The following is a 26,512-nucleotide window of genomic DNA, read 5'->3' as shown; positions in this document are numbered from 1 at the left end:
GGGGGGGGGGGGGGGGGGGGGGGGGGGTGGTGGCGGTGGAGCGGTTGTCGCGGGCGCGGGCGTTGGGGCATCGGGTGTTGGCGGTGGTGGCGGGGTCGGCGGTTAATCAGGACGGGGCGAGTAATGGGTTGACGGCGCCGAACGGGCGGGCGCAGGAGGAGGTGATCGCGCGGGCGTTGGCGGATGCGGGGGTGGGTCCGGTGGAGGTGGATGTGGTGGAGGCGCATGGGACGGGGACGCGGTTGGGGGATCCGATCGAGGCGCAGGCGGTGATCGCGGCGTATGGGCGGGGTCGGCCGGTTGGTCGTCCGTTGTGGTTGGGGTCGTTGAAGTCGAACATCGGTCATGCTCAGGCGGCGGCGGGTGTGGGTGGTGTGATCAAGATGGTGATGGCGTTGCGGCGTGGGGTGTTGCCGCAGACGTTGCATGTGGGGGAGGCCTCACCGTTGGTGGGGTGGGCGGGGTCGGGGGTGGAGCTGCTTCGCGATCCGGTGGAGTGGCCGCAACGGGATGGGGTGCGTCGGGCGGGAGTGTCGTCGTTCGGGATCAGCGGTACCAACGCCCACGTCATCCTCGAACAGGCACCCGCGGACCCGGAGCCCGAGAACGTCCCGGACGGCGAAGGCTCGGTGCCGCTCGTCCTGTCGGCGAAGACCGCGACGGCGTTGCGGGCGCAGGCCGGGGCGCTCCACAACGCCCTCACCTCGGGCACGGCGCCCAGGCTGCGCGACATCGGCTTCACCCTCGCCCGGCGCCCCCGGTTCGAGCACCGGGCCGTCGTCGACGCCGACGACGAGAACGCGGCGGCCGCGCTGGCGGCGCTCCGCGACGGCGGACGTCACCCCCGGGTCGAGGACGGACGCGTCCTTCCCGACCAGCGGCTCGCGTTCCTCTTCTCCGGGCAGGGCACCCAGCGGACCGGGATGGGCGCGGAGCTGCTGGAGACGTCCGCGCCCTACGCGGAGGCGTTCGACGAGATCTCCGCGACGATGGAGCCGCTCCTCGACGTCGGCCTGCGGGAACTGATCACCGGCGACCCGGAGCCGCTGCGGCGGACCCGGTACGCCCAACCGGCGCTGTTCGCCCTGGAGGTCGCCCTGTACCGGCTGACCGAGTCCCACGGGCTGCGGCCGGACTTCCTGATCGGCCACTCCGTCGGCGAGCTCGCCGCCGCCCACGTCGCGGGCGTCCTCGACCTGGCCGACGCCTGCGCGCTGATCGCCGCGCGGGGCAGGCTGATGCAGTCCGCCCGGGAGGGCGGGGCGATGGCCGCCTTCGCCGCCACCGAGGCCGAGGCCGCAGAACTGGCCGCCACCTCGGACGGCAGGGTGGAGATCGCCGCGGTCAACGGCCCCGTGGCGACGGTGCTGTCCGGCGACGCGGACGAGCTTGACCGCCTGGTCCGGCGATGGAAGGACGCCGGGCGCAGGGCCGCGCGGCTGAAGGTCGCTCACGCCTTCCACTCCGCGCACATGGACGGCGTCCTCGACGAGTTCCGCCGGGTGGTGTCCGGGCTGTCCTTCCACACCCCCCGCGTCCCCGTCATCTCGACGGTGACCGGGGCGCTCGCCGGCGAGCGGGAGATGTCGGCGCCGGACTACTGGGTCGCGCAACTTCGCGGGACGGTGCGGTTCGCCGACGCGGTACGTGCGGCGCACCGGTCCGGGGTGACCCGGTTCGCCGAGCTGGGGCCGGACGGATCGCTCGCCGCGATGGCGCGGGAGAGCGCCGGTGGGGTGCTCGCCGTCCCCCTGCTGCGACCCGGACGGCCGGAGGCGGCCACCTTCGGGACCGCGCTGGGCCGGTTGCACGCGGCGGGTGTACCGGTCGACTTCGGGCCGCTCCTGGCCGGTGGCCGCCTGGTGGACCTGCCCACCTACCCGTTCGAGACACGGCACTACTGGCTCCTGCCGGCCGAGGACGACGGGCGGCCCGCGACCTACGGGCTGGACGCCTCCCCGCATCCGCTGCTCACGGCCTCGGCCGAGCTGCCGGACGGGGCGCGGCTGTTCACCGGGGCGCTGTCCGCGCGCAGACAGCCGTGGCTGGCCGAGCACCGCGTCGACGGACGGGCGCTCGTCCCGGCCGCGGCGCTGGCCGAGCTGGCCCTGGCGATCGGCGCGAGCACCGGCCGTCCGGCACTGGGCGACTTCGTGATGCACGCCCCGCTCGAGCTGGACGGCACCGCGGAGACCCAGCTCCAGGTGAGCGTGTCCTCGGCCGGGGAACTCACCGTGCGCGGCCGTACGGCGGGCACCGGATGGGCGACCCATGTCACCGCGGTGCTCACCGACGGCGAGGTCACGCCCAGCCGCACGGCACCGCCCCCCGGGCGCGGCACCCGCCTCGACGCGGGCGGTCCCGAAGCGGCCTACCGGCTGCTGGCCGAGCACGGCTACGAGTACGGGCCGGCGTTCCAGGGACTGGGCGCGGCCTGGCTGGACGGGACGGACCTCCACGCCGAGGCGGAGCTCCCCGCGCCGCTCCGGGGGGAGGCCACCCGGTACGGCCTGCACCCGGCTCTGCTCGACGCCGTCCTGCACACGATCTCGCTGCACGGGATCGACGGGCCCGCCGAGGGCAGGCGCGTCCCCTACGCCCTGGACGGCGTGCGGCTGCACGCCGCGCACGCGACCAGGGTGCGGGCACACCTGACCCTGGTGGACCCGGTGGACCCGGACACCTACCGGGTGGACCTCTTCGGCGACGACGGGCGGGCCGTCCTGACCGTGGAGCGGTTGCGGCTGCGCCCGCTGCCGTCCGCCGCGGGGCTGTACCGCCTCCACTGGGAGGCCGTGGCACCACCGGCGCCCGCGGCCGGTGACCTCACGGTGGCCGGTTCCCTCCCCGAGCGGCTCACGGGCACCGTGCTGCTCGCCCTCACCGACGACGGCGACGACCCGTACGCCGAGGTGGAGGCGGCACGCCAGGCCGTCCGGCGGTGGCTGGCCGAGGCGGACGGCGGACGGCTGGTCTTCCTCACCCGCGGCCTCGCGATCGACGACGGCGAGACGGCGCGGCCCTCGACCGCCGCGCTGTGGGGCCTGGTACGGGCGGCGCGGGCCGAGCACCCCGGCCGGTTCGCGCTGCTGGACATCGGCGACGACGACGCCGCCGACGCCGACCCCGCGCTGCTCGCGGCGATCGGGACCGAGCTGCCCGAGGCCGCGCTCCGCGACGGCGTGCCACGGGTCCCCAGACTGTCGCCAGAGCCAGAGCCAGAGCGAGGGGCGGTACCCGGGGCCGAGCTGGTGCCCGGGACCGGGACCGGGGTGGACGGAGCGGTCTGGCCGCGCAGCGCCGAGGGTGGCACCGTACTGATCACCGGCGGCCTCGGCGCGCTCGGCCGCCGGATCGCGCGCCACCTCGTCACCCGGTACGGCGTGCGGAACCTCCTGCTGGTCAGCCGCCGTGGCGAGGGGCACCCCGACGCCGCCCGCGCCGAGGCCGAGCTGGCCGGGCTCGGCGCCCGCGTCACCGTCCGGGCCTGCGACCCGTCCGACCGGGACGCCCTCGCCGCCCTGCTGGCCGCTCTGGACACCCCGCTCACCGGGGTGGTGCACGCCGCGGGCGTCGTCGAGGACGCGGCCGTCGAACGGCTCTCCGCCGACGCGCTCCGCCGGACGATCGAGGCCAAGGCCGTGGCCGCCGGCAACCTGGACGAGGCCACCCGCGACGCGGAACTCGACGCGTTCGTGCTGTTCGGATCGGTCGCCGGTGTCGTCGGCACCGCCGGGCAGGGTGGCTACTGCGCGGCCAACGCGGCCCTGGAGGCGATCACCCACCGGCGGCGGCTGTCCGGTGGGCACGGGGTGACCGTCCACTGGGGGCTGTGGGACATCGGCGCCGGCATGGGCGCCGGGCTCACCGACCGCGACGTCGCCCGGCTCGGCCGGGCGGGCATCAAGCCGATGAGCGAGGCCGACGGGACCGCGCTGTTCGACCGCGTCCTGCGGCTGGACGCCGCCTCGGTGGTCGCGGCGCGCCTCGACCCCCGGGCGGCGGAACGGCACCGAGGGACGTCGGCCGTACGACGGGCACCGGCGCCGGACACGGCGGGCGCACCGGCCACACCGGTGCGGAACACCTCCCACCTCGTGCTCGACGCGGTCGCGGCGGTGCTCGGGCACGCCGACGGCGCGGAGGTCGAACCGGAGCGCTCCTTCAGCGACCTCGGTTTCGACTCCCTGACGGCGGTGGAGCTGCGCAACCGGCTCAGCGACGAACTCGGCGTCCGCCTGCCGGGGACGATCGTCTTCGACCACCCGAACCCGGTCGCCCTGGTCCGCTTCCTCGACGAGACGACCGGCGCCGGGACGCGGGACGACGAGCCGGAGGAAACGGTCGCGCCGGGCCGTGCCGCCGACGACGACGCGATCGCGATCGTCGGCATGGCGTGCCGGTTCCCCGGCGGGGTGCGCACCCCGGCCGAGCTGTGGGAGTTGCTCGCCTCGGGGGGCGACGCCATCTCGGGGTTCCCCACCGACCGGGGCTGGGACCCGGACCTGTTCGACCCCGATCCCGAGCGCTCCGGGACCTCCTACACCCGGCACGGCGGGTTCCTCCGCGACGCCGCCGAGTTCGATCCCGGGTTCTTCGGGATCAGCCCGCGCGAGGCCCTCGCCGTGGACCCGCAGCAGCGCCTGCTGCTGCAGACCGCGTGGGAGGCGGTGGAGGACGCCGGGATCGACCCGGCCGCGCTGCGCGGCACGCAGAGCGGCGTCTTCGTCGGCGTCATGTACTCCGACTACGGGGCGCGGGTGCACCAGCGGCGCGGTACCGCCAGGGACCTGGAGGGATACCTGGTCAGCGGCAGCGCGGGCAGCGTGGCCTCCGGCCGTATCTCCTTCACCCTCGGGCTGGAGGGACCGGCGGTGACCGTGGACACCGCGTGCTCCTCGTCGCTGGTGGCGGTCCACCAGGCGGCCCAGTCGCTCAGGTCGGGCGAGTGCGCGCTCGCCCTGGCCGGTGGCGTGACCGTCATGGCGAGCCCGGCCACGTTCATCGAGTTCAGCCGGCAGCGCGGCCTGGCGCCGGACGGCCGCTGCAAGCCGTTCTCGGCCGACGCGGACGGCACCGCGTGGGGCGAGGGCGTCGGGCTGCTCGTCCTGGAGCGGCTCTCGGACGCCCGCCGCAACGGGCACCGGGTGCTGGCCGTCGTCCGCGGTTCCGCGGTCAACCAGGACGGCGCCAGTAACGGCCTCACGGCGCCGAACGGGCCCTCCCAGGAGCGGGTCATCCGCAGCGCGCTGCGCGGCGCGGGCCTGCGGCCGGTGGACGTGGACGTGCTGGAGGCGCACGGCACGGGTACCAGGCTCGGCGACCCGATTGAGGCCGGTGCGGTGCTCAACACCTACGGCCGCGACCGCGAGGACCGGGGCCCGCTGCTGATGGGCTCGGTGAAGTCGAACATCGGGCACACCCAGGCCGCCGCGGGGGTCGCCGGAATCATCAAGATGGTGCTCGCCATGCGGCACGGGCGCGTACCGGCCACTCTGCACCGGGGAAGGCTCACCGAGCACGTCGACTGGTCCGGCGGCACCGTGTCGGTGCCCGCCGAACCGGCCGCCTGGCCGGACACGCCGGGACCGCGCCGGGCGGCGGTCTCGTCGTTCGGGATCAGCGGCACCAACGCCCACGTCATCCTCGAGTCGGGCGAGGAGGCACCCTCGGCGGCGAGCGGCGCCCCCGACGGCGCTTCCAATAAAGCGGCCGGGGCGGTGGTGCCGTGGGTGCTCAGCGCCCGTGACGCGGCCGGGCTGCGGGAGCAGGCGGTCCGGCTCAGGCGGCACGTGCTCGCCGACCCCGGCCTGCGGGTCGTCGACGTCGCCCTGTCCCTGGCGACGACACGGACCGCGTTCGAACGGCGGGCCGTGGTTCTCGGCCGCGACCGGGACGAACTGCTCGCCGGCCTCGACCACCTGGTCGACGGCACCGCGACGCCGCCAGGTTCCCTCCCCTCGGTGCTCACCGGCACACCGGCGCGCGGCGGGACCGCCGTGCTGTTCACCGGCCAGGGTAGCCAGCGCGTCGGCATGGGCGCCGAGCTGCACCGCTCCTTCCCGGCGTACGCGCGGGCCTTCGACGAGGTCAGCGCCGAGTTCCGCGGGGTGGACGGCACGGACGTGGCCGGGGTGGTGTCCGGGGACGCCGCCGCCGGACCGATCGACCAGACCCGGTACACCCAGGCCGCGCTGTTCGCGGTGGAGGTCGCGCTGTTCCGGCTGCTGGAGTCGTGGGGTCTGCCCGCCGACCTCGTCGCCGGGCACTCCATCGGCGAGATCACCGCCGCGCACGTCGGCGGGGCGCTGAGCCTGCCCGACGCGGTGGCGCTCGTCGCCGTCCGAGGGCGCCTGATGCAGGAACTCCCTCCGGGAGGCGCGATGACCGCCGTCCAGGCCGACCCGCCGACCGTGGAACGGCTCATCGCGGAGACCGGGGCACGCGTGGACGTCGCGGCGGTGAACGCGCCCGGCTCCGTGGTGCTCTCCGGAGACGCCGAAGCCGTCGAGGAACTGGCCGGTGTCCTGGCCGGGAGCGGGCACCGCGTCAGGCCGCTCACCGTCAGCCACGCGTTCCACTCCGCGCACATGGAGCCGATGCTTGCGGCCTTCCGCGAGGAGATCGGCGACCTGCCCACCGGGCCCGTGACCCGTACCGTCGTGTCCACGCTGACCGCGCGGGAGGCCGGGGCGGACACGCTCGGGTCGGCCGCGCACTGGGCCGCCCAGGTACGCGGGACCGTGCGGTTCGCCGACGCGGTCGGCCGGATGCGCGAGCTGGGCGCGGCGCGCTTCCTGGAGGTCGGGCCCGACGCCGGGCTGACCGCGATGGTCCGGCAGCACGACCTGGGAGAGGACGGCGTGGCGATCTCCACGCTCGACCGCGGGCACGACGATCCGTTCGCGCTCTGGTCGTTCGTGGCACGGGCCTTCGTCGCGGGCGTCGCCTGGGACTGGCGGGCGCTGCTCGGCGAGGGCGGCGGGGACGCTGTCGTCGTGCCGCTGCCCACCTACCCCTTCCACCGGGAGCGCCTGTGGCTCCTGCCACCGGCCGAGGACGGGACCGCCGGGACCGCCGCCGGAATCGGCGCCGAGGATCCGGGCCACCCGCTGCTCACCGCCTCGATCACCGTGCCGGACGGGGCGCAGACCCTCTACACGGGCGTGCTGTCCCAGCGGAGGCAGCCGTGGCTGGCGGACCACGCGCTGGCGGGCACGCCGATCCTCCCGGCCACCGCCCTCGTCGACCTGCTGGGGTGGCTGGCGGACCGGCACGGCAAGGCGACGGTGCGGGAGCTGACGTTGCACGCCCCCGTCGCGGTCGGCGCCGAGGAGGAGACGCACCTGAGGGTCACGGTGGCGGACGACGCGGTGCGGGTGCACGCGCGACCCGGCCGGGGACCGGCCGCCGACGAGTGGACCCTGCACGCCGAGGCCGTGCTGGGCGACGCCGGACCCGCCCCCGGCTGGTCGGGGCACCGCCCGCCGGAGGCCCGCCCGGTGGACGTCACGGGGATCTACGCGGCCTTCGCCGAGCGCGGGTACGACTACGGCCCGGCGTTCCAGGGCCTGCGCGCGCTGTGGACAACCGGGGAGGAGCTCTACGCCGAGGTGGACACCGGCGACGATCTCGTTCCCGGACTGCTCGACGCCGCCCTGCACCCGTGGATCGCCGACGCGGGCGAGGCGGTGGAGGGAGGCATCAGGGTCCCCCACACCTGGCGGGAGGTGCACTCGCACGGCAAGCCGCGCGGGCCGCTGCGGGTCAGGATCCGACACACCGGAGAGGAGACGTTCGCCCTCGACGTCGTCAGCGTCTCCAGCGCCGACGCCGACGGCGTAGCACGCCCGGTGCTGTCGGCCGGTGAGGTCCGGGTGCGCCGGATCGAGGAGAGCGCCCTGCTGCGCGGCGGCGGGACCTCGGCCCGGCCGTACGAGCTCGCCTGGAGCCCCACGCACCTCGCCGGTACGGCACCGGCGGACGGGGGGAGCGGCGGGCACGGCGGGGACACGATCGTGCTGGTCCGCGACGGCGACGGCCTGGACCTGCCGTTCCCCACGGTCACGTACGGCGGAGAGCAGGACGGCCAGGACCCGGCCGTCGCCGTCCGCTCCCGCTTTCAGGCGGTCCGCGAGAGCATCCTCACGCTGCCCGAGCGGGCGCACCTGGTGGTGGTGACGCGCGGGGCGGTCGCGGTGGACGGCGACGACCGGCTGCCGGGGCTGGCGGAGTCCGCGCTGTGGGGCCTGGTCCGCGCCGCCCGGCAGGAGTACCCCGGACGGATCAGCGTCGTCGACGTCGACGGGCACGGGGAGTCGTCCGCGCTGCTGCCGCGCGCGGTGGCGGCCAGGCCCGGTGAGCTCGCCATCCGCCGGGGCGGGGCGTTCCGGCCGCGCCTGCGCGCGGTGGCGGGCGCCCCCGGGACCCCGCCGGAGCTCGGGACGGGCACCGTGCTGGTCAGCGGCGCCGGTGGCGCGCTCGGCGCCGAGGTCGTCCGCCACCTGGTCGCCGAGTACGGTGCCCGGCACCTCCTGCTGGTCAGCAGACGAGGCGGCGCCGACCCGGCGCTGCGCGCCCTCGCCGAAGAACTCGGCGACCGCGCGCGGGTTAGGACGGCCGCGTGCGACCTCGCGGACGCGACGGCCACCGAGGCACTGCTCGCCGATCTCGACCCGGGCAGGCCGCTCGGCGCCGTGTTCCACATAGCGGGCACGCTCGACGACGCGGTGCTGGAGAACACGACCGGCGAGCGGCTGGAGCGGGTCCTGCGCCCCAAGGTGGACGCGGCCTGGAACCTGCACCGTCTCACCAGGGATCTGCCGCTGACGGCGTTCGTGCTGTTCTCCTCGGTCGCGGGCGTGCTCGGCAACGCCGGGCAGACGGGCTACGCGGCGGCGAACGCCTTCCTGGACGCGCTCGCCCACCACAGGCGGGCGGCGGGCCTGCCGGGCGCGTCCCTCGCCTGGGGACTGTGGGAGACCGGATCGGACGCCGGGATGGCGGCCGGGCTCGACGGAGCGGCGCGGGCCAGGCTCGACCGGCTGGGCATCCGCGCGCTGCCCGTCGACGCCGGGCTGGGGCTGCTCGACAGGTCGCTGGCGAGCGGCCTGGCCGTGGTGGTACCGGTCTGGTTCGACCAGGCGGCGCTCGCCCGGCGGCGGGACGACCTTCCCGAGGTGCTCGGCGGCCTGGTCCCCGTCCGGCCCGCCGGGGTGACCGTGCCGCTGGCCCGGCGCCTGCCCGGCATGGACGAGGCCGCGTCGCGCACCGTGGTACGCGACACGGTCGCCGGCCGGGTCGCGGAGGTGCTCGGCCTCGCCGGACCGGCGCGGGTTCCCGACGACCGGGGACTGTTCGACCTCGGTCTCGACTCGCTGACGGCGATCGAGCTGCGCAACCGGCTGGGTACCGAGGTCGGTGAGCGGCTCCCCGCGACCGTGCTGTTCGACCACCCCACCGTGCGGGCGCTGACCGAGCACCTGCTGGAGCGCTACGCCCCTGACCGGCCCGCGTTCGACACGGCGGCGCTGGACACCTGGGTGTCCTCGGCGTCGGACCTGGCACCCGACCACCGGCGGCGCGTCGACCTGGTCCGGGCGCTGCGGGCCGCGCTGAACGCCCTGGACACCGGCGGGGCCGCCGGTGGGGTCGCCGTGAACGGCGGCGGGGAGCCGCTCTTTGGCGTGGATTCAGCGTCCGATGATGAGCTGTTCGGGCTGCTGGACCGAGAACTGAGCGACTGATCCGACGCCGCGAGCACTCGCCGCGAGCACTTCCGAGGACGACGGACGACAACGGGGAGCGGTTCACCGAATGGCGAATGAAGACAGGTTCCGCGAGTACCTCCGGCGCACCACGGCCGACCTGATGCGCACCCGCGCGGCACTGGAACAGCTGGAGCTCTCCGTACGCGAGCCGCTGGCGATCGTCTCGATGGCGTGCAGGTACCCCGGCGGCGTCCGGTCGCCGGAGGACCTGTGGCGGCTGGTGGAGACGCGGACCGACGCGATCGGCCCGTTCCCGCGTGACCGGGGCTGGCCACTGGACGAGCTGATCGACCCCGACCCGGACAGGGAGGGCACCAGCTACGCCGCCGAGGGCGGCTTCCTGTACTCCGCCGCCGACTTCGACCCCGAGCTCTTCGGCGTCAGCCCCCGCGAGGCGCTGACGATCGACCCGCAGCAGCGGCTGCTCCTGCAGACCTCCTGGGAGGTCTTCGAACGCGCCGGGCTGGACCCGCGCTCCCTGTCGGGGGAGCGGATCGGGGTGTTCGCCGGCGTCATGTACTCCGACTACGGTTCCCGCCACACCCGCGCGCCCGAGGGCTTCGAGGGGTTCGTCGGCACCGGAAGCGCCGGGAGCATCGCTTCGGGCCGCGTCGCCTACACCTTCGGGCTGCAGGGACCGGCGGTCACCGTGGACACGGCGTGCTCGTCCTCGCTGGTGGCGCTGCACTACGCGGCGGAGGCGGTGCGCCGGGGAGACTGCGAGATGGCCGTCGCGGGCGGGAGCACCGTGATGGCCACCCCGGCGACGTTCGTCGAGTTCAGCCGCCAGCGCGGGCTGTCCCCCGACGGTCGCTGCAAGGCCTACTCGGCCTCGGCCGACGGCACCGGCTGGGCGGAAGGGGTCGGGCTGGTGCTCGTCGAGCGCCTCTCGGAGGCCCGGCGCAGGGGCCACCCGATCGTCGCGGTGCTGCGCGGCAGCGCGGTCAACTCCGACGGCGCGAGCAGCCGGTTGTCGGCGCCCAACGGGGTCGCGCAGCGGCGGGTGATCCTCGCCGCGCTGGCCGACGCCGGCGTCGACCCCGCCGAGGTGGACGCCGTCGAGGGGCACGGCACCGGTACGGGCCTGGGCGACCCGATCGAGGCGGGCGCCCTCATGGAGACCTACGGCCGGGCCCGCCCGGTGACGGATCCGGTGTGGCTGGGCTCGCTCAAGTCCAACATCGGGCACACCCAGGCCGCGGCGGGCATCGGCGGCGTGATGAAGATGGCCATGGCGATGCGGCACGGGGTGCTCCCGGCCAGCCTGCACATCGACGAGCCGTCGCCGCACGTCGACTGGGACGCGGGAGGGCTCGCCCCGCTCACCGGGGCGAGGGAGTGGCCGGTACGGGACCACCCGCGCCGGGCCGCGGTCTCCTCGTTCGGGATCAGCGGCACGAACGCGCACGTCGTCATCGAGGAGCCACCCCAGGATCCGCCGGAGGAGCCGTCCGAAGAGCCGTCCGAAGAACCGTTCGCGGCGCCGTTCGAAGAACCGGAGTCCTCACGGCCGGGTAGGGCCGAGACCCCGGCGCCGGTGGTATGGACGGTGTCCGGGCACACCGAGCGGGCGCTGCGTGACCAGATCGGCCGGTTGCGGGCCCACGTGGCGGAGAACCCGGGCCTCGCCCCGGCCGACGTCGCCCACAGCCTCCGTACCGGTCGCGCCGACCTGTCCCACCGCGCGGTCGCCGTCGGGACGGATCTCCACCGGCTGGCCGGGGAACTGGCGGCGGTGGAGCGGGGGCTCCCGTCCCGGCGCGCGGTGCAGGGCGAGGCGGTGACGAACGGGCGGCCGGTCTTCGTGTTCCCCGGCCAGGGGTCGCAGTGGGCCGGGATGGCCCGCGAACTCCTCGCCGCCTCCGAGCCGTTCGGCGACGAGATGCGCCGGTGCGCCGAGGCACTGGCCCCGCACGTCGGCTGGGACCTGCTGGAGGTGGTGTCCTCCGGTGACGAGACCCTGCTCGGCCGGGTCGACGTGGTGCAGCCCGCGCTGTTCTCGATGATGGTCTCGCTCGCCGCGGTGTGGCGTTCCCTCGGGGTGGAACCGGCCGCGGTGGTGGGGCACTCGCAGGGGGAGATCGCCGCCGCCCACGTCGCGGGCGCCCTGGACCTGGCCGACGCGGCGGCGCTGGTGGCCCGGCGCAGCGCCGCCATCCTGGACATCGCGGGAACCGGGGCGATGGCGTCGATCGGCCTGTCCGCCGGGAAACTGCGCCGCCTGCTCGGCGGACGGGACGAGATCGCCGTCGCCGCGGTCAACGGGCCGGAGGCGACCGTGGTGTCGGGGGAGGCGGGCGCGGTGCGCGCCCTCGTCGCCCGCTGCGAGGCCGAGGGGATCAGGGCGCGGCTCGTCCCGGTCGACTACGCGTCCCACTCACCGGCCGTCGAGCCGCTGCGGGAGCCGCTGCTCGCCCGGTTCGCAGGCATCCGCCCGCGTACGTCCACCGTCGGCTTCTTCTCCACGGTCACGGCCGCCGAGATCGACACGAGCGCGCTCGACGCCGGGTACTGGTACGACAACCTTCGCCGGCCGGTACGCCTGGCCGAGACCGTCACCGCGCTCCTGGAGGCGGGCCACCGGTGCTTCCTCGAGGTGAGCCCGCACCCGGTGCTCGTGGTCCCGCTGCGCGACACCTTCGACGACGCCGGTGTGGAGGCGCACGCGCTGGCCACGCTCCGTCGCGACGACGGCGGGCTGGAGCAGCTGCTCACCTCGGCCGGGAGCCTGTTCGCGGCCGGGATCCCCGTCGACTGGGGGTCGGCCGCGAAGGGGCGCCGCGTCGCCCTGCCCACCTACGCGTTCCAGGAACGGCGGTTCTGGCTCGACACCCGCGACGAGGGGGCGCCGCTCCCGACCGGCGCCGCCGGGGCGGGGCACCCGGTCCTGGGCGTGGTCGTGGAACCGGCGGACGGGCGGGCGGTGCTGTTCACCGGGGGCGTCCCCGGCGGGTCGGGCGGCTGGGCCCGCCAGCACCGGCTCGGAGAGCGTCCGGTGCTCGTCGGGAGCGCGCTGGTCGAGCTGGCGCTCGCGGCCGGGGAACGCCTCGGCCTGCCGAAGGTGGACGACCTCGCGTTCCTCGCCCCCGTGGACGTGCCGGACGGGCCCGTACAGCTCCAGGTGGAGGTGAACGCCGAGAACGACGGCGCGACGTTCACGATCCACTCCCGCCGGGAAAGCGGGGACGACGGGGATGTCAGGGATGGTGTGGACGGCGGGGAGCCGTGGCGGCTGCACGCCTCGGGCTCGCTGAGCGCCGGTGACCCTGACGACCCCGATGACCACGGCGACCCTCGCGACCCCGTGGAGGGGGTGGGGATCCCGGAGGCGTGGCCGCCGCCGGACGCCGAGCCCGTCGACGTGGACGCGGGCTACGCCCGCCTGGCCGACGCGGGCGTGCGCTACGGCCCCCGCCTGCGCCGCGTACGGGCCGCCTGGCGCTCGGACGGCGGCGTGTTCGCCGAGGTCACCCCGCCGGACGGCGACGGCGTCGGGGGCGGCGGGGGGTTCGTGCTCCATCCCGCGCTGCTGGACGGGATGGCGCAGACGGCCTTCCTCGACCGGGCGGTCCGCGCGCACGAGCGGGGCGAGCCGCCCGAGGCCGCCGTGCCGTTCAGCTGGACCGGCGTGCGGGCGTACGCCGCCGCGACGGGCCCGGTGCGCGTCCGCCTGACCTGGACCGGCCCGGACGCCTTCTCGCTCATCGCGTCCGACGCCACCGGCCGGGTGGTGCTCACCGTCGAGGAGGTCCGCGTCCGCCCGGCCGCGGGGAAGCCCGGGAACCCCGGGGAGCCGGTCCCCACCCCCGCCCCCGCTCCCCGGTTGCGCCGCGCGACGCGGCGGGCCGTTCCCGAGGAGGCCGTCCCGGCCGACGCCCTGGCCGGGCTCTCCGAGAGCGAGCGGGAGGAACGGGTGCTCGACCTGGTCGGCCGGACGGTCGCCGGAGTCCTCGGCTACGAGTCCGCTCAGGCCGTCCGCCCGGACCGGCCCTTCCGCGACCTCGGCCTCGACTCCATGACGGGGGTACGGCTCCGGGACCACCTGAGCCGCGTCCTGGGCCGCCGCCTGCCGAGCACGCTCGTGTTCGACCACCCGAGCCCGCGCGCCCTGGCCCGCCACCTGAGCCGCACCGCACCGGACGGCCCGTCCCGCGCCGTGGCCCGGCGCGGGCGGACGGCCGAGGACCCCATCGCGATCGTCGCGATGGCCTGCCGCTACCCGGGCGGCGTCAGCACCCCCGAGCAGCTGTGGGAGCTCCTGGAATCGGGCGGGGACGCGGTCGGGCCGTTCCCCGCCGACCGGGGCTGGAACCTGGGCGGGCTGTTCGACGACGACCCGGACAACCCGGGGACGTCCTACGCGCGCGACGGCGGGTTCATCCACGACGCCGCCGAGTTCGACGCGGACTTCTTCGAGATGAATCCGCGCGAGGCCAAGGCCGCCGACCCGCAGCAGCGGCTGCTGCTGGAGACCTCGTGGGAGGCCTTCCAGCGCGCGGGCATCGACCCGGCCGCCCTGCGCGGCTCCCGCACCGGCGTCTACGTCGGCCTGATCTACACCGAGTACGGCGGCAGGGCGCAGGACGATCCGCGCGAGTACGGCGGGTACCTGGGCACCGGCAGCGCCGGGAGCGTGGCCTCGGGCCGGATCGCCTACACCTACGGCCTGCGGGGGCCCGCGATCACCGTGGACACGGCCTGCTCGTCCTCGCTGGTCGCGCTCCACCTGGCCGCACAGGGGCTGCGTGGCGGGGAGTGCGATCTCGCGCTGGTCGGCGGGGCCACGCTCATGGCGACGCCCGCGACCTTCGTGGAGTTCAGCCGCCAGCGCGGGCTCTCACCCGACGGGCGCTGCCGCGCGTTCGCCGACGCCGCCGACGGGACGGGCTTCAGCGAGGGCGTCGGGCTGCTGCTGGTGGAACGGCTGTCGGACGCGCGGCGCAACGGGCATCCCGTGCTGGCCGTGCTCAAGGGGTCGGCGGTGAACCAGGACGGCGCCAGCAACGGGCTCACCGCGCCCAACGGCCCCTCCCAGGAACGGGTGATCGAGGAGGCCCTGCGCGCCGCGGGACTCTCCCCGGCCGACGTGGACGCGGTCGAGGCGCACGGCACCGGCACCACCCTGGGCGACCCGGTGGAGGCGCAGGCGCTGCTCGCCACGTACGGGGCGGCGCGCGGGGACCGTCCGCCGCTCCGGCTGGGCTCGCTCAAGTCCAACATCGGGCACACCCAGGCGGCGGCCGGTGTCGGCGGGATCATCAAGATGGTCCTCGCGCTGGAGCACGGGACGCTGCCGCGCACGCTGCACGTCGACCGGCCGTCCCGCCACGTCGACTGGGACCGGGGCGGTGTCGCGCTGCTCACCGAGAACACCCCCTGGCCGGTGGGGGAGCGTCCTCGGCGGTTCGGGGTCTCCGCCTTCGGCATGAGCGGGACCAACGCGCACGTCGTCGTCGAGGAGCCGCCCGCGCCCGAGGCCGCTCCCGCGCCGGAGCCCGAACCCTTCGGCGGGCCGGTCCCGCTGGTCCTGTCGGCCAGGTCGGCGCGCGCGCTCCGGGGCGAGGCGCGGCGGCTGCGCGCCTACCTGGAACGGCATCCGCAGGCCGCCCTGGCCGACGTCGCGGCGGCCCTGGTGACCACCAGGGCCGAGTTCGGCCACCGCGCGGTCGTCGTGGCCGCCGACCGCGAGGAGGCGCTGGCCGGGCTCGCCGACGTCGCGGACGGGGCGCCGTCGGCGTCGGCGGTGACCGGGCACGCGAGGGATCCGCGCGCGCCGGTCCTCCTCTACCCCGGCCAGGGCACGCAGTGGGAGGGCATGGCCCGCGCGCTGCTCGCCGAGTCCCCGGTCTTCGCCAAGCGGATCGGCGAGTGCGCCGAGGCCCTCGACCCGGTGACCGGGTGGTCGCTGCTGGAGGCCCTGCGCGGCGGCGCCGACCTGGGGCGCGTGGACGTGGTGCAGCCGGTCCTGTGGGCCGTGATGACCGGGCTGACCGCGCTGTGGGAGTCCTTCGGCGTACGGCCCGCCGCCGTCATCGGTCACTCGCAGGGCGAGATCGCCGCCGCGCTCACCTCGGGCGCGCTGTCGCTGCAGGAGGCGGCGGCGGTGGTGGCGCTGCGCAGCCGGGCCATCCGCGCGATCGCGGGCGGCGGGGCGATGCTGTCGGTCGCGGCCTCGCGGGAGCTGGTACGCGCGGCCCTCGACACCCTCGGCGCCGGGGACGCGGTGTCGGTCGCCGCACTCAACGGTCCTGCCTCGACCGTCGTCGCGGGCGAGGTCGGGGCGGTGCACCGCGTGCTGCGGGAGCTGGAGGAACAGGGGGTACGCGTACGGCCGATCGACGTGGACTACGCCTCCCACTCGCCCCAGGTCGAGGCGCTCGAGGCGGAACTGCTGGAGATCCTGCCCCGGACCGCGCCGGACCGCGCGTTCACCGTCGGCGTCTTCTCCACCGTCACCGGCGCGCGGATCGAGCCAGGCGACGGCACCGGCTTCGGAAGCCCCGGGTACTGGTACCGCAATCTGCGCCGGCCGGTGCTGCTGCAGGCCGCGGTGGAGGCCGCCGCAGCGGCCGGGCACGAGGTGTTCGTCGAGGTGAGCCCGCACCCCGTCGTCGGGATGGGCGTCCAGGAGATCCTGGAGGCCGTCCCCGGAGTCGAGCGGCCCGCCGTGCTGGGCACGCTGCGCAGGGACGACGGGGGCATGGCGCGGGTGCTCACGTCGGTGGCCGAGGCCTGGGTGAACGGCGTCCCGGTCGACTGGCCGGGCTACCTCGGCGAACGCCGGGGACGGGTGCCGGTCCTGCCGACCTACGCCTTCGACCGGCGCCGGTACTGGCTGGACGCGGCGGTGACCCCGGGGACCCCGGCCGTCACCGGGACCCCGGCGGGCGCGCGGCCGGTCACGCACCCGCTGCTCAGCACGGCCGTGCGCGCGGCCTCCGAGGACGGCCTGCTGCTCTTCGGCCGCCTCTCCCTGGACGGCCAGCCGTGGCTGGGCGACCACGTGGTGGACGGCACGGTCCTGGTCCCCGGCGCGGTCCTCGCCGAACTGGCGGGACACGCGGGGGAACTGGCCGGGGCCGCGCGGGTGGACGAGCTCACCCTCCGGCGCCCGCTGGTGCTCGACGGCTCCGGCGCGGCCGAGATCCAGGTGAGCGTGGGCCCGGCGGAGCGGGACGGCCTGCGCCCGGTCGGGATCCACGCCCGGCCCGCGGACACCGATGACCCGCTGGGGGCGCCGTGGACGGCGTACGCCGCCGGTTCGCTCGCCCCGCTCCCCGGACCCGCCGCCCGGCCCGTTCCGGCCGAGTGGCCGCCGCCCGGCGCCGTGCCCGTCGACGTCGGCGGGCTGTACGAGGACCTGGCCGCCAGGGGCTACCACTACGGCCCGGCCTTCCGCGGCCTGCGCGGGGCGTGGCGGTCGGGGGAGGAGGTCCTCGCGGAGGTGTTCCTGGAGGGCCCGCCCGGGTACCGCGTCGCGCCCACGCTGCTGGACGCCGCGCTGCACGCCGTCGGGCTCGCGGGCCTGTTCCCCGACGACGGCGCCGTACGGCTGCCCTTCGCCTGGCACGGCTTCACCCGCTACGCCGACGCGACCGTGTCGTCCCCGGTGCGGGTGCGCGTGCGCCGCACCGGGGACGACACGGTCGCGGTCGAGCTGGCCACGCCCGAGGGCGAGCCGGTGGCGGGCGTCGAGGCCGTGACGTTCCGCGCGGCCGACCCGGCGGACCTCGCCACGGCCGGTGCGGACGAACCGCTGTACGAGCTCGCCTGGGACCCGGTGCGCCCCGGCGTCGGCGTGCCGCGCGAGCGCGTACAAGTCCTCGACGCCATCGGGGACCCCGAGGATTCCGGGGAGGGGCTCGGCGCGGTGCTCGCGGCGCTGGACGCCGGGGAGCCCGCGCCCGAGGTGATCGTCGTCCCGGCGGGCGGAGAGGCCGGGCCCGTGCCGGAGGCGGTCCGGGCCGCGCTGCTGCGGACGCTCGGCACGCTCCAGCGGGGGCTGGCCGACGGCAGGCTGACCGGCACGCTGTTCGTGGTGCGGACCCGCCGCGCCGTGGAGGCGGTCCCCGGCGAGAGCTCCGGCGCGCTCGACGGCGCCGGTGTCTGGGGCCTGGTCCGCGGCGTGCAGGCCGAGGAACCCGGCCGGGTGGTCGTCGTGGACACCGAGACCGCATCCACCCCCCTCTCCGAGGTCCTGGACGCCGTGGCGTCCGGCGAGCCGCAGATCGCGATCAGGGACGGCGGGCCGTTGGTGCCCCGGCTCCGGCCGCGCCGCCGCGACCCGGTGCCGTCCGGCGCGGGCAACTGGCGCCTGGAGGCGGCCGAGAGCGGGGTGGCCGACGACCTGGCGTACCGGCCCGTCGAGGACAGGCCCCTGGGTGGCGGGGAGGTCAGGGTCGCCGTCCGCGTCGCCGGTCTCAACTTCCGCGACGCGATGCTCGCCCTGGGCATGTACCCGGGCGCGGCGGATCTGGGCACCGAGGGCGCCGGGGTGGTGCTCGCGGTCGGAGGCGACGTTACCGGTATCGGCCCTGGCGACCGGGTGATGGGCCTCATCCCCGGAGGAATCGGGCCGGAGGCCGTCACCGACCACCGGCTGCTGGTGCCGATCCCCGAGGGGATGTCGTTCGCCCAGGCGGCGACCGTGCCCGCGGTGTTCCTCACCGCCTACTACGCCCTGCGCGACCTCGCCGGCGCCCGCCCGGGGGAGTGGCTCCTGGTCCACTCCGCCGCGGGTGGCGTCGGCGGGGCGGCGATCCAGCTGGCGCGCCACTGGGGACTGACCGTGTTCGGCACCGCGAGCCCCGCCAAGTGGCCCGCGCTCGAAGAAGCGGGGCTGCCCCCCGGCAGGATCGCCGGTTCCCGCGACCTGTCCTTCGCCGACGCGGTACGGGCGGCGACCGGCGGGCGCGGCGTGGACATCGTGCTGAACTCGCTGGCCCGCGAGTTCGTGGACGCCTCACTCGAACTGCTCGCGCCCGGCGGGCGATTCGTCGAGATGGGCAAGACGGACGTACGAGACCCCGACGAGGTCCGCGCCCGGCACAGCGCGCACTACCGGGCGTTCGACCTGGCCGAGGCGGGGCCGGACCGGATCGGCCGGATGCTCGCCGAGCTCGCGGACCTGTTCGAGGGCGGGATCCTCACGCCGCTCCCGGTCACCTCCTGGGACGCCGGGCGGGCACCGGACGCCGTCCGCCACCTCGGCCTCGCCCGGCACGTGGGCAAGGTGGCGATCCGGATTCCCCGGCCGATCCGCACCGGAGGCACGGTCCTGGTCACCGGCGCGACCGGCGGCGTGGGCAGGCTCGTCGTGCCGCACCTGGCCGGGGAGCACGGCGCCCGGCACCTGTTGCTGCTGAGCAGGCGGGGCGCTCGGGCGGAGGGCGCCGGACGGCTCCGCGAGGAGCTCGAAGGGCTCGGCGCGAAGGTGACGTTCGCCGCCGTGGACGTGGCGGACGCCGGCGCGCTGGCCCGCGTGCTCGCGGACGTCCCGGACGAGCACCCCCTGACGGCCGTGGTGCACGCGGCCGGGGTCCTGGACGACGCGACGCTCGCCAACCTCGCCCCCGAACGGCTCGACACGGTGCTGCGGCCCAAGGTGGACGGCGCCTGGCACCTGCACGAGCTCACCAGGGACCTCGACCTCGCCGCGTTCGTGCTGTTCTCCTCCGCGGCCGGGATCGTGGGCGGCGCCGGGCAGTCGGCCTACGCGGCGGCCAACGTCTTCCTCGACGCCCTCGCGGTGGCCAGGACCCGCGAGGGGCTGCCCGCCACCTCGATCGCCTGGGGACTGTGGCGGTCCGAGAGCGCCATGACCGGTTCGCTCTCCGCCGTCGACCGGGCCAGGATGGCGCGGTCCGGGCTGCTGCCGCTGTCACCGGGACGTGGCCTGGCGCTGCTGGACGCGGCGATGGCGGCGGCGGAGCCGTCGCTGGCCGCGGTCCGGCTGGACCTCGCGAGGCTGGCGGAGCTCCCCGATCCGGCACCGACGTTGCGGGCCCTGGTACGTGGCCGCGCGCTCCCGGAGAAGGCCGGAGACGACCCCTCCGGGTCCGGGCCCGCGCTGCCTCGGACGCTCGCCGACACCGAGCCGGCTCGGCAAGGGGAGCTGATGACAGCCACGGTCCTGCGGTACGTGGAGGCGGTCCTCGGGCGGGCTCCCGGGGACGCCGGGGACGCTGAGGGGGAGGGCCGCAGCTTCAAGGAGCTCGGCTTCGACTCGCTCACCGCGGTCGAGCTGCGCAACCGGCTCGGCAAGGCCACCGGGCTGCGGCTCCCCGCGACCATCGTGTTCGACCATCCGACCCCGGCCGCGCTGGCCGGCCACCTGCTCGGCCGGCTCGCCCCGGGCGATCCGGAACCGGGCGATCCGAAACAGGGCGGCCAGGAACCGGGCGGGCAGGCGGCCGAGGAGGTCCCGGCGACCGCCGAGGAGCTGTTCCGGTTCATCGACTCCGAGCTTCGACCCTAGGGACGGCGGACGGCATGACTGACGAGAAGAAGCTGGTCGAGTACCTGCGGTGGACGACCGGCGAGCTCGCCCGGGTGAAGAGGGAGCTGGCCGCTCTGTCGAGCCCGGACCCGGTGGCCGTGGTCGCGATGGCCTGCCGCTACCCGGGCGGGGTGCGCTCGCCCGAGGACCTGTGGCGGGTGCTCGCCGACGGCGTCGACACCGTCGGCGAGCCGCCGAGGGACCGCGGCTGGGACCCGGTCCTGCGGGAGCGGGCGGGGGCCGGTGGCTTCCTGGACGACGCGGCCGGATTCGACGCCGCCTTCTTCGGGATCTCTCCCAGGGAGGCCGTGGCGATGGACCCGCAGCACCGGCAGCTGCTGGAGGTCTCCTGGGAGGCCCTGGAGCGCGCCGGGATCGTCCCGCGCTCGCTGCGGGGCAGCCGGACCGGGGTGTTCACCGGCGTGATCTACCAGGACTACGCGCCCGCGATCGACGACGTGCCCCCCGAGCTCGACGGGTACCTCATGACCGGCAACGCGGCGAGTGTGGCGTCCGGACGGGTGGCGTACACCCTGGGCTTGGAGGGGCCCGCGATCAGCGTCGACACCGCCTGCTCGTCCTCGCTCGTCGCGATCCACCTGGCCGCCGACTCGCTGCGCCGCTCCGAGTGCGACCTCGCGCTCGCCGGCGGGGTGACGGTGATGGCCACGCCCCGGGTCTTCGTGGAGTTCGCCCTCCAGGGCGGGCTCGCCGCGGACGGCCGCTGCAAGGCGTTCGCCGGCACGGCCGACGGCACCGGCTTCGGCGAGGGCGTGGGGGTGCTGGTGCTGGAGCGGCTCGGGGACGCCCTGCGCAACGGGCACCCCGTCCTGGCGGTGATCCGCGGTTCGGCGATCAACTCCGACGGGGCCAGCAACGGGCTCACCGCGCCGAGCGGGACGGCCCAGGAGAAGGTGATCGAGGCGGCGCTGCGCGGCGCGGGGCTGTCCCCGGCCGACGTGGACGCGGTCGAGGCGCACGGGACCGGCACCGCTCTCGGGGACCCGATCGAGGCGGGCGCCCTGATCGCGGCCTACGGCACCGCCGACCGCCGGTGGCCGCTGTGGCTCGGTTCGGTCAAGTCGAACCTGGGGCACACGCAGGCCGCGGCGGGGGTCGCCGGTGTGATCAAGATGGTGCAGGCGCTGCGGCACGGCGTGCTGCCGGCGACGCTGCACGTGGCGGACCGGTCCGCGCTGGTCGACTGGGACGGCGGCGGGGTGGAGCCGCTGGAGCGCTCCCGCCCCTGGCCGCGCGGCGACCGGCCGCGCCGGGCCGGAGTCTCCTCGTTCGGGATCAGCGGGACCAACGCGCACCTCCTCGTCGAGGAGGCCCCGGCCGTCGAAGCGGGAATCCCACCCTCCGAAGCGGGGTCGCCAGGATCCGGGACAGGGTCGCCGGGCCCCGGGGCGGTGGCGGGGAACGCGCCGGTGGCCGTCCCCTGGGTCCTGTCGGGGAAGACACCCGAGGCGGTGCGCGCGCAGGCCGCCCGGCTGCGTGACCTCCTGCGCTCCGCGCCGGAGGCCGATCCCGCCGCCGTGGCCCGCACCCTGGCGGGGCGGCGGTCGGAGTTCCGGTACCGGGCGGTGGCGCTCGGCTCCGGCGCCGCCGAACTCGCCCGCGAGCTGGACGCGCTCGCCGGACCGTCCAGCCCGATCGCCGCCGCGGGCCCGGCGCCGAAGGTGGCGTTCGTGTTCGGCGGCCAGGGCACCCAGCGGGCGCGGATGGGACGCGAGCTGTACGAACGGTTCCCGGTCTACGCCGAGGCGTTCGACGCCGCCTGCGCCGCGCTGGACCGGGCCAGGGAACTCCAGCGCGCCGAGGGCCCGCCCTTGGGCGAGGTGGTGTCCGCCCCGGCCGAGAGCCCGCTGGGAGGGCTGTTGCGACGCACCGAGTTCGCCCAGCCCGCGCTGTTCGCCACCCAGCTCGCGCTCTGCCGCCTCGCCGAACACCTGGGCCTGGTCGCCCACGCGCTGCTCGGCCACTCCATCGGCGAGCTCACCGCGGCGCACGTCGCCGGGGCGCTCTCCCTGGAGGAGGCCGCGCGCCTGGTCGTGGTCCGGGCGCTGGCGATGCAGGCGGCGCCGGAGGGCGGGGGCATGGTGTCGCTGCGGGCCGCCGAGGCGGAGGTGCGGGCCTCCCTGACCGACGTGGCCGACCTGGAAGGGCGGGTGTCGGTGGCCGCGGTCAACGGGCCGCGCTCGACCGTGGTCTCCGGCGACGCCGACGCGGTGCGGGAACTGGCCGCCCGGTGGCGCTCGCGGGGAGTGCGCACCAAGGCGCTCGCGGTCGGCCAGGCCTTCCACTCGCCGCACATGGACCCCGCGCTGCCCCGGCTGGTGGAGGCGGCGGCGGGACTGGCCGTCGGCGAACCCGCGACGATCCTGGTCTCCAACGCGACGGGCCGGGTGGTGACGAGGGACGAACTGGCCGCACCGGACTACTGGGCCGCGCAGGTGCGCGGCACGGTCCGCTTCCACGACGGCGTGCTCACCCTGCGGGGCCTCGGCGTCGACACCTTCGTCGAGATCGGGCCCGACACCACGACGACCGGCATGATCGCGGACTGCCTGGCCGGGGAGCGGGACGAGGTGTCGGCGATCCCGCTGGTGCGAGACCCCGCGGCGGAGGCCCGGTCCGTGCTGCGCGGCGTCGCGCAGGCGTACGCGCGCGGCGTGCGGGTCGACTGGGGGAGGGTGCTCGGCGAGGGACCGGCCGCCGACCCGGCCACCGTGCCGACCTACCCGTTCCGGCACGAGCGCTACTGGCTCGCCCCGCCGAGGGGGCACCGGCCGGATCGGCCGCCGTACGGGCTCCCGGTGGCGCCGTTCGAAGACGCCGAAGACGTCGGAGACCCCGGAGACGCCGTCGTCTCGCCGCTGCTCGGCCTGCCCGAGGGCGAGCGCCACGACCTCCTGGCGTCGCTGGTGCTGACGGCGGTGGCCGACGCGCTCGGGCACTCCCACGGCGCGATCGACCCGGCGGACGACCTCACCCAGATCGGCATCACCTCGTTCGGCGCGCTGGAGATCGCCGCCCGGCTCTCCCGGGAGATCGGCGTCGACGTGCGGGTGGGACTGGTGCTCGACCACGGCACCGCCCGCGAACTCGCGTTCCGGCTGGAGGAACTGCTCGTACCGGAGAACGCGCCGACACTCCTGGAGAAGCGATGACCACGAGAAGCGCCGAGGCGCGCGCGTGCCTGCGCTCGCTGCACCGCGAGGGGGTGCTCGCGGCGCGCTACGACGAGGTCGCGGCACTGCTGGCCGTGATGGACGAGGAGGACGCCGCCCGGTCGGCGCGGCTGCTGGACCGGGTCGACGTGGAGGCCGCCCGCCGGCACCACCCCGATCTCCCGTCCGCGGGCGTGACCATCACCGGGTACGGCACGCTCGGCGCGCTGCGCACCGCGCTCACCGGCGAGCTGGCCCGCCACGGGTACCTGCCCGACGTCCGGCTCGCGGACTTCGGCTCGTACGCGTTCGAGCTCGGCGATCCCGGCAGCGCGCTGTACGCCGGGCGGCCCGACGTGACCGTCTGCGTGCTCGACCACGCGGCCGTGTTCGACGAGGTCGGCGTGCCGTTCACGGTGGACGACGTGGAGCGCGTGCTGGAGGGGAAGCTGGCGCTGTGGCGGCGGCTGGCGGCGCGGTTCGGCGAGAGCGGGTCCGGCACGCTCGTGCTCAACACCGTCCCGCTGCCCCGGGTGTGGCAGGCGCAGCTGCTGGACTACCCGTCCAGGGCGCGGCTCGGCGCGGTCTGGCGGCGGGCCAACGCCGAGTTGCTGGCGTTCGGCGAGTCGGTGGACGCGGTCGTGGTGATGGACCTCGACCCGCTGCTGACGACGCCGGTCGAGCTGTCCGATCCGCGTTTCGAGGTCTACGCACGGGCGCACCTGTCGGACGCCCTGCTGGGCGCGTACGCGCGCGAGCTGGTCCACCTGGTGCGGGCCAGGACGGGCCGCGCCAGGAAGGTGCTGGCCGTCGACCTCGACCAGACGCTGTGGGGCGGTGTCCTGGGCGACGACGGGGTGGAGGGCATCGAGGTGGCCCACGGCCGGTGGGGGGAGGCCTTCCGCCGGTTCCAGGGTGTGGTGGCGCAGCTGCAGTCGCAGGGCGTCCTGCTGGCCGCGGTGAGCAAGAACGACCGGGACACCGTGCTCGCCGCGCTGCGGGAGCACCCCGACATGGTGGTGCGCGAGGACGCCTTCGTCCGGATCCTCGCCAACTGGCAGCCGAAACCGGCCAACCTGCGCGTCCTGGTACGGGAGCTGAACCTCGGCGCCGACAGCGTCGTGTTCGCCGACGACAGCGTCCACGAGTGCGCCGCGGTCGCGGCGGAGCTGCCGGAGACCGCGGTGATCCACCTGGACGGCGACCCGGCGCTGCACGTGACCCGGCTGCTGGCCGACGGCTGGTTCACCACGACCGAGGTGACCACCGAGGACCGCGTCCGGACGCGGCGCTACCACGAGGAGGCGGCGCGCTCGGAGTTCCTGTCCGCGGCGGGGTCGGCCGAGGAGTTCCTGGCCGGGCTGGGGGTGTCGGTACGGCTGGCGCCCGCGACCGGCGCCGACGTCGCGCGGCTGTCGCAGATCACCCTGCGCACCAACCAGTTCAACCTCACCACGGAACGCCTGTCCCCGGAGGCGGTGCGTGAGCGGGCGGAGCGGCCCGGCTCGCGGGTGCTGACGCTGTCGGCGGCCGACCGGTTCGGGAGCAACGGGATCGTCGGAGCGGTCTTCCTGCGGGCGCTGCCGGACGGGTTGCTCATCGAGAACCTCCTGCTGAGCTGCCGGGTGTTCGCCCGGGGGATCGAGCAGGCGTGCCTGGCCGCGGTGCTCGGCCAGGCACGCGCCGCGGGCTTTCCCTCGGTGCGCGGTCACTACGTGGCGAGCGCGAAGAACGCCAAGGTGGCGGACTTCTACCCGCACTACGGGTTCGCCGTGACGGAGACGACGCCGAGGCGGTCGCGGTACGAGCACGACCTCGGCGAGATCGTCGGCGTGCCGGGCCATCTCACGCTGGAGGTCGCGGGCCGGGTGGTGCCGGCCCCGGCCGAGCCCGGCGGAGGCGGCGGAGACGCGGAATCGGCGTCGGCGTTGACAAGCTGAGGCGTCCTCGATTTAACTTGCGGACATAACGTGAGGAAGCCTCCGCATGTGCGCGAAAAGGATGAAGGAGAGGGCATTGCCTGACGGAATCACGGTCTCGGTGCACGACACCGCGCCGGTCTGGCGCGGCGACACGGCGGGTGACGCGCTGCGCCGTTCGATCGACCTGGCCAAGGCCGTGGAGGCATTCGGTTACCGGCGCTACTGGGTGGCCGAACACCACAACACCCCGGCACTGGCGGCGTCGAGCCCGGCGGTGCTCGCCGGGCCCATCCTGGAGGCGACCTCCAGCATCCGGGTCGGCTCGGGCGCGGTGCTGCTGCCGAACCACTCGCCCCTGGTGGTCGCCGAGCAGTTCGGTGTCCTGGCCGGTCTCTACCCCGGCCGGGTCGACCTGGGACTCGGGCGCGCCCCGGGCGGCGCGGGCGAGGTCACGGCCCGCGTCGCCGACCCGCGCCGGCTCGACTTCGGCGACGCGTTGAACGAGCTGCGCGAGTACTTCACCGGAGGCAGTGGCGGCGTGCGGGCGATCCCGGAGCCCGCGATCCCGCCGGAGCTGTGGATGGTGGGCTCCAGCGTCGGCAGCGCCGCCTACGCGGGCCGGGCGGGCCTGCCCTACGTCTACGCGCACGCGATCGTGGGGGGCGGCGCCCCCGAGGCGCTCGACGCCTACCGCAGGGCCTTCCGGCCCTCGCCGCAACTGCCCGAGCCGCACGCGTGCGTGGCGGTGATCGTCGTCGCCGCCGACACCGACGAGCGGGCGTACCGGCTGGCCTCCTCCTTCGTGTACGGCCAGATCCTGATGCGCACCGTGGACCCGGCCACCGTGCTCCCCACCGAGGAGGAGACGGCCGCGCACCCGTTCACCCCGCAGGAGGAGCGCTTCCTGCGCGAGCGGATCGACCCGCAGTTCGTCGGCTCCCCGGACCGGATCACCCCCCGCCTGGCAGGGCTGCTGCGGCAGACCCGCGCCGACGAGCTGTTCGTGCTCACCCAGGTGCCCGACCACGCCGCCCGGATCCGCTCGTACGAGCTGCTCGCCAAGATCGTCTCATCCCTGTAGCAGCGCACGAGCCGGTGTCCTCGACCGTCCTCTCCTCGCCTGTCCTCACCCCGCGTTCAGTCCGGCTT

5 protein-coding genes are annotated in these 26,512 nt (G+C 75.9%); all 5 read left to right on the top strand.

Annotation, left to right across the window (positions count from 1 at the left end; translation table 11 throughout):
* The coding region (locus ABD817_RS36770) for an SDR family NAD(P)-dependent oxidoreductase (RefSeq protein WP_425583449.1) at window positions 1-9,746 on the top strand (9,746 nt) is incomplete at its 5' end.
* Between the two features lie 70 nt (window positions 9,747-9,816).
* On the top strand, window positions 9,817-20,247 hold the full coding sequence (locus ABD817_RS36765; protein ID WP_344923048.1) for an SDR family NAD(P)-dependent oxidoreductase: 10,431 nt from the start codon (window positions 9,817-9,819) through the stop codon (window positions 20,245-20,247).
* Between the two features lie 14 nt (window positions 20,248-20,261).
* Window positions 20,262-23,441: a type I polyketide synthase gene (locus ABD817_RS36760; RefSeq protein ID WP_344923047.1), complete on the top strand. Its 3,180-nt coding sequence runs from the start codon at window positions 20,262-20,264 to the stop codon at window positions 23,439-23,441.
* A complete protein-coding gene (locus ABD817_RS36755; RefSeq protein WP_344923046.1) occupies window positions 23,438-25,381 on the top strand; it encodes an HAD-IIIC family phosphatase in 1,944 nt (647 codons plus the stop codon). The genes ABD817_RS36760 and ABD817_RS36755 overlap by 4 nt, the downstream gene beginning before the upstream one ends.
* A gap of 76 nt (window positions 25,382-25,457) precedes the next feature.
* On the top strand, window positions 25,458-26,444 hold the full coding sequence (locus ABD817_RS36750; RefSeq protein ID WP_344923045.1) for an LLM class flavin-dependent oxidoreductase: 987 nt from the start codon (window positions 25,458-25,460) through the stop codon (window positions 26,442-26,444).
* The last annotated feature ends 68 nt before the right edge of the window (window positions 26,445-26,512 follow it).

Origin of the sequence: Streptosporangium oxazolinicum (assembly GCF_039537505.1) — a bacterium.
Lineage (GTDB): Bacteria > Actinomycetota > Actinomycetes > Streptosporangiales > Streptosporangiaceae > Streptosporangium > Streptosporangium oxazolinicum.
This window is presented reverse-complemented; position numbering and strand designations above follow the sequence as displayed.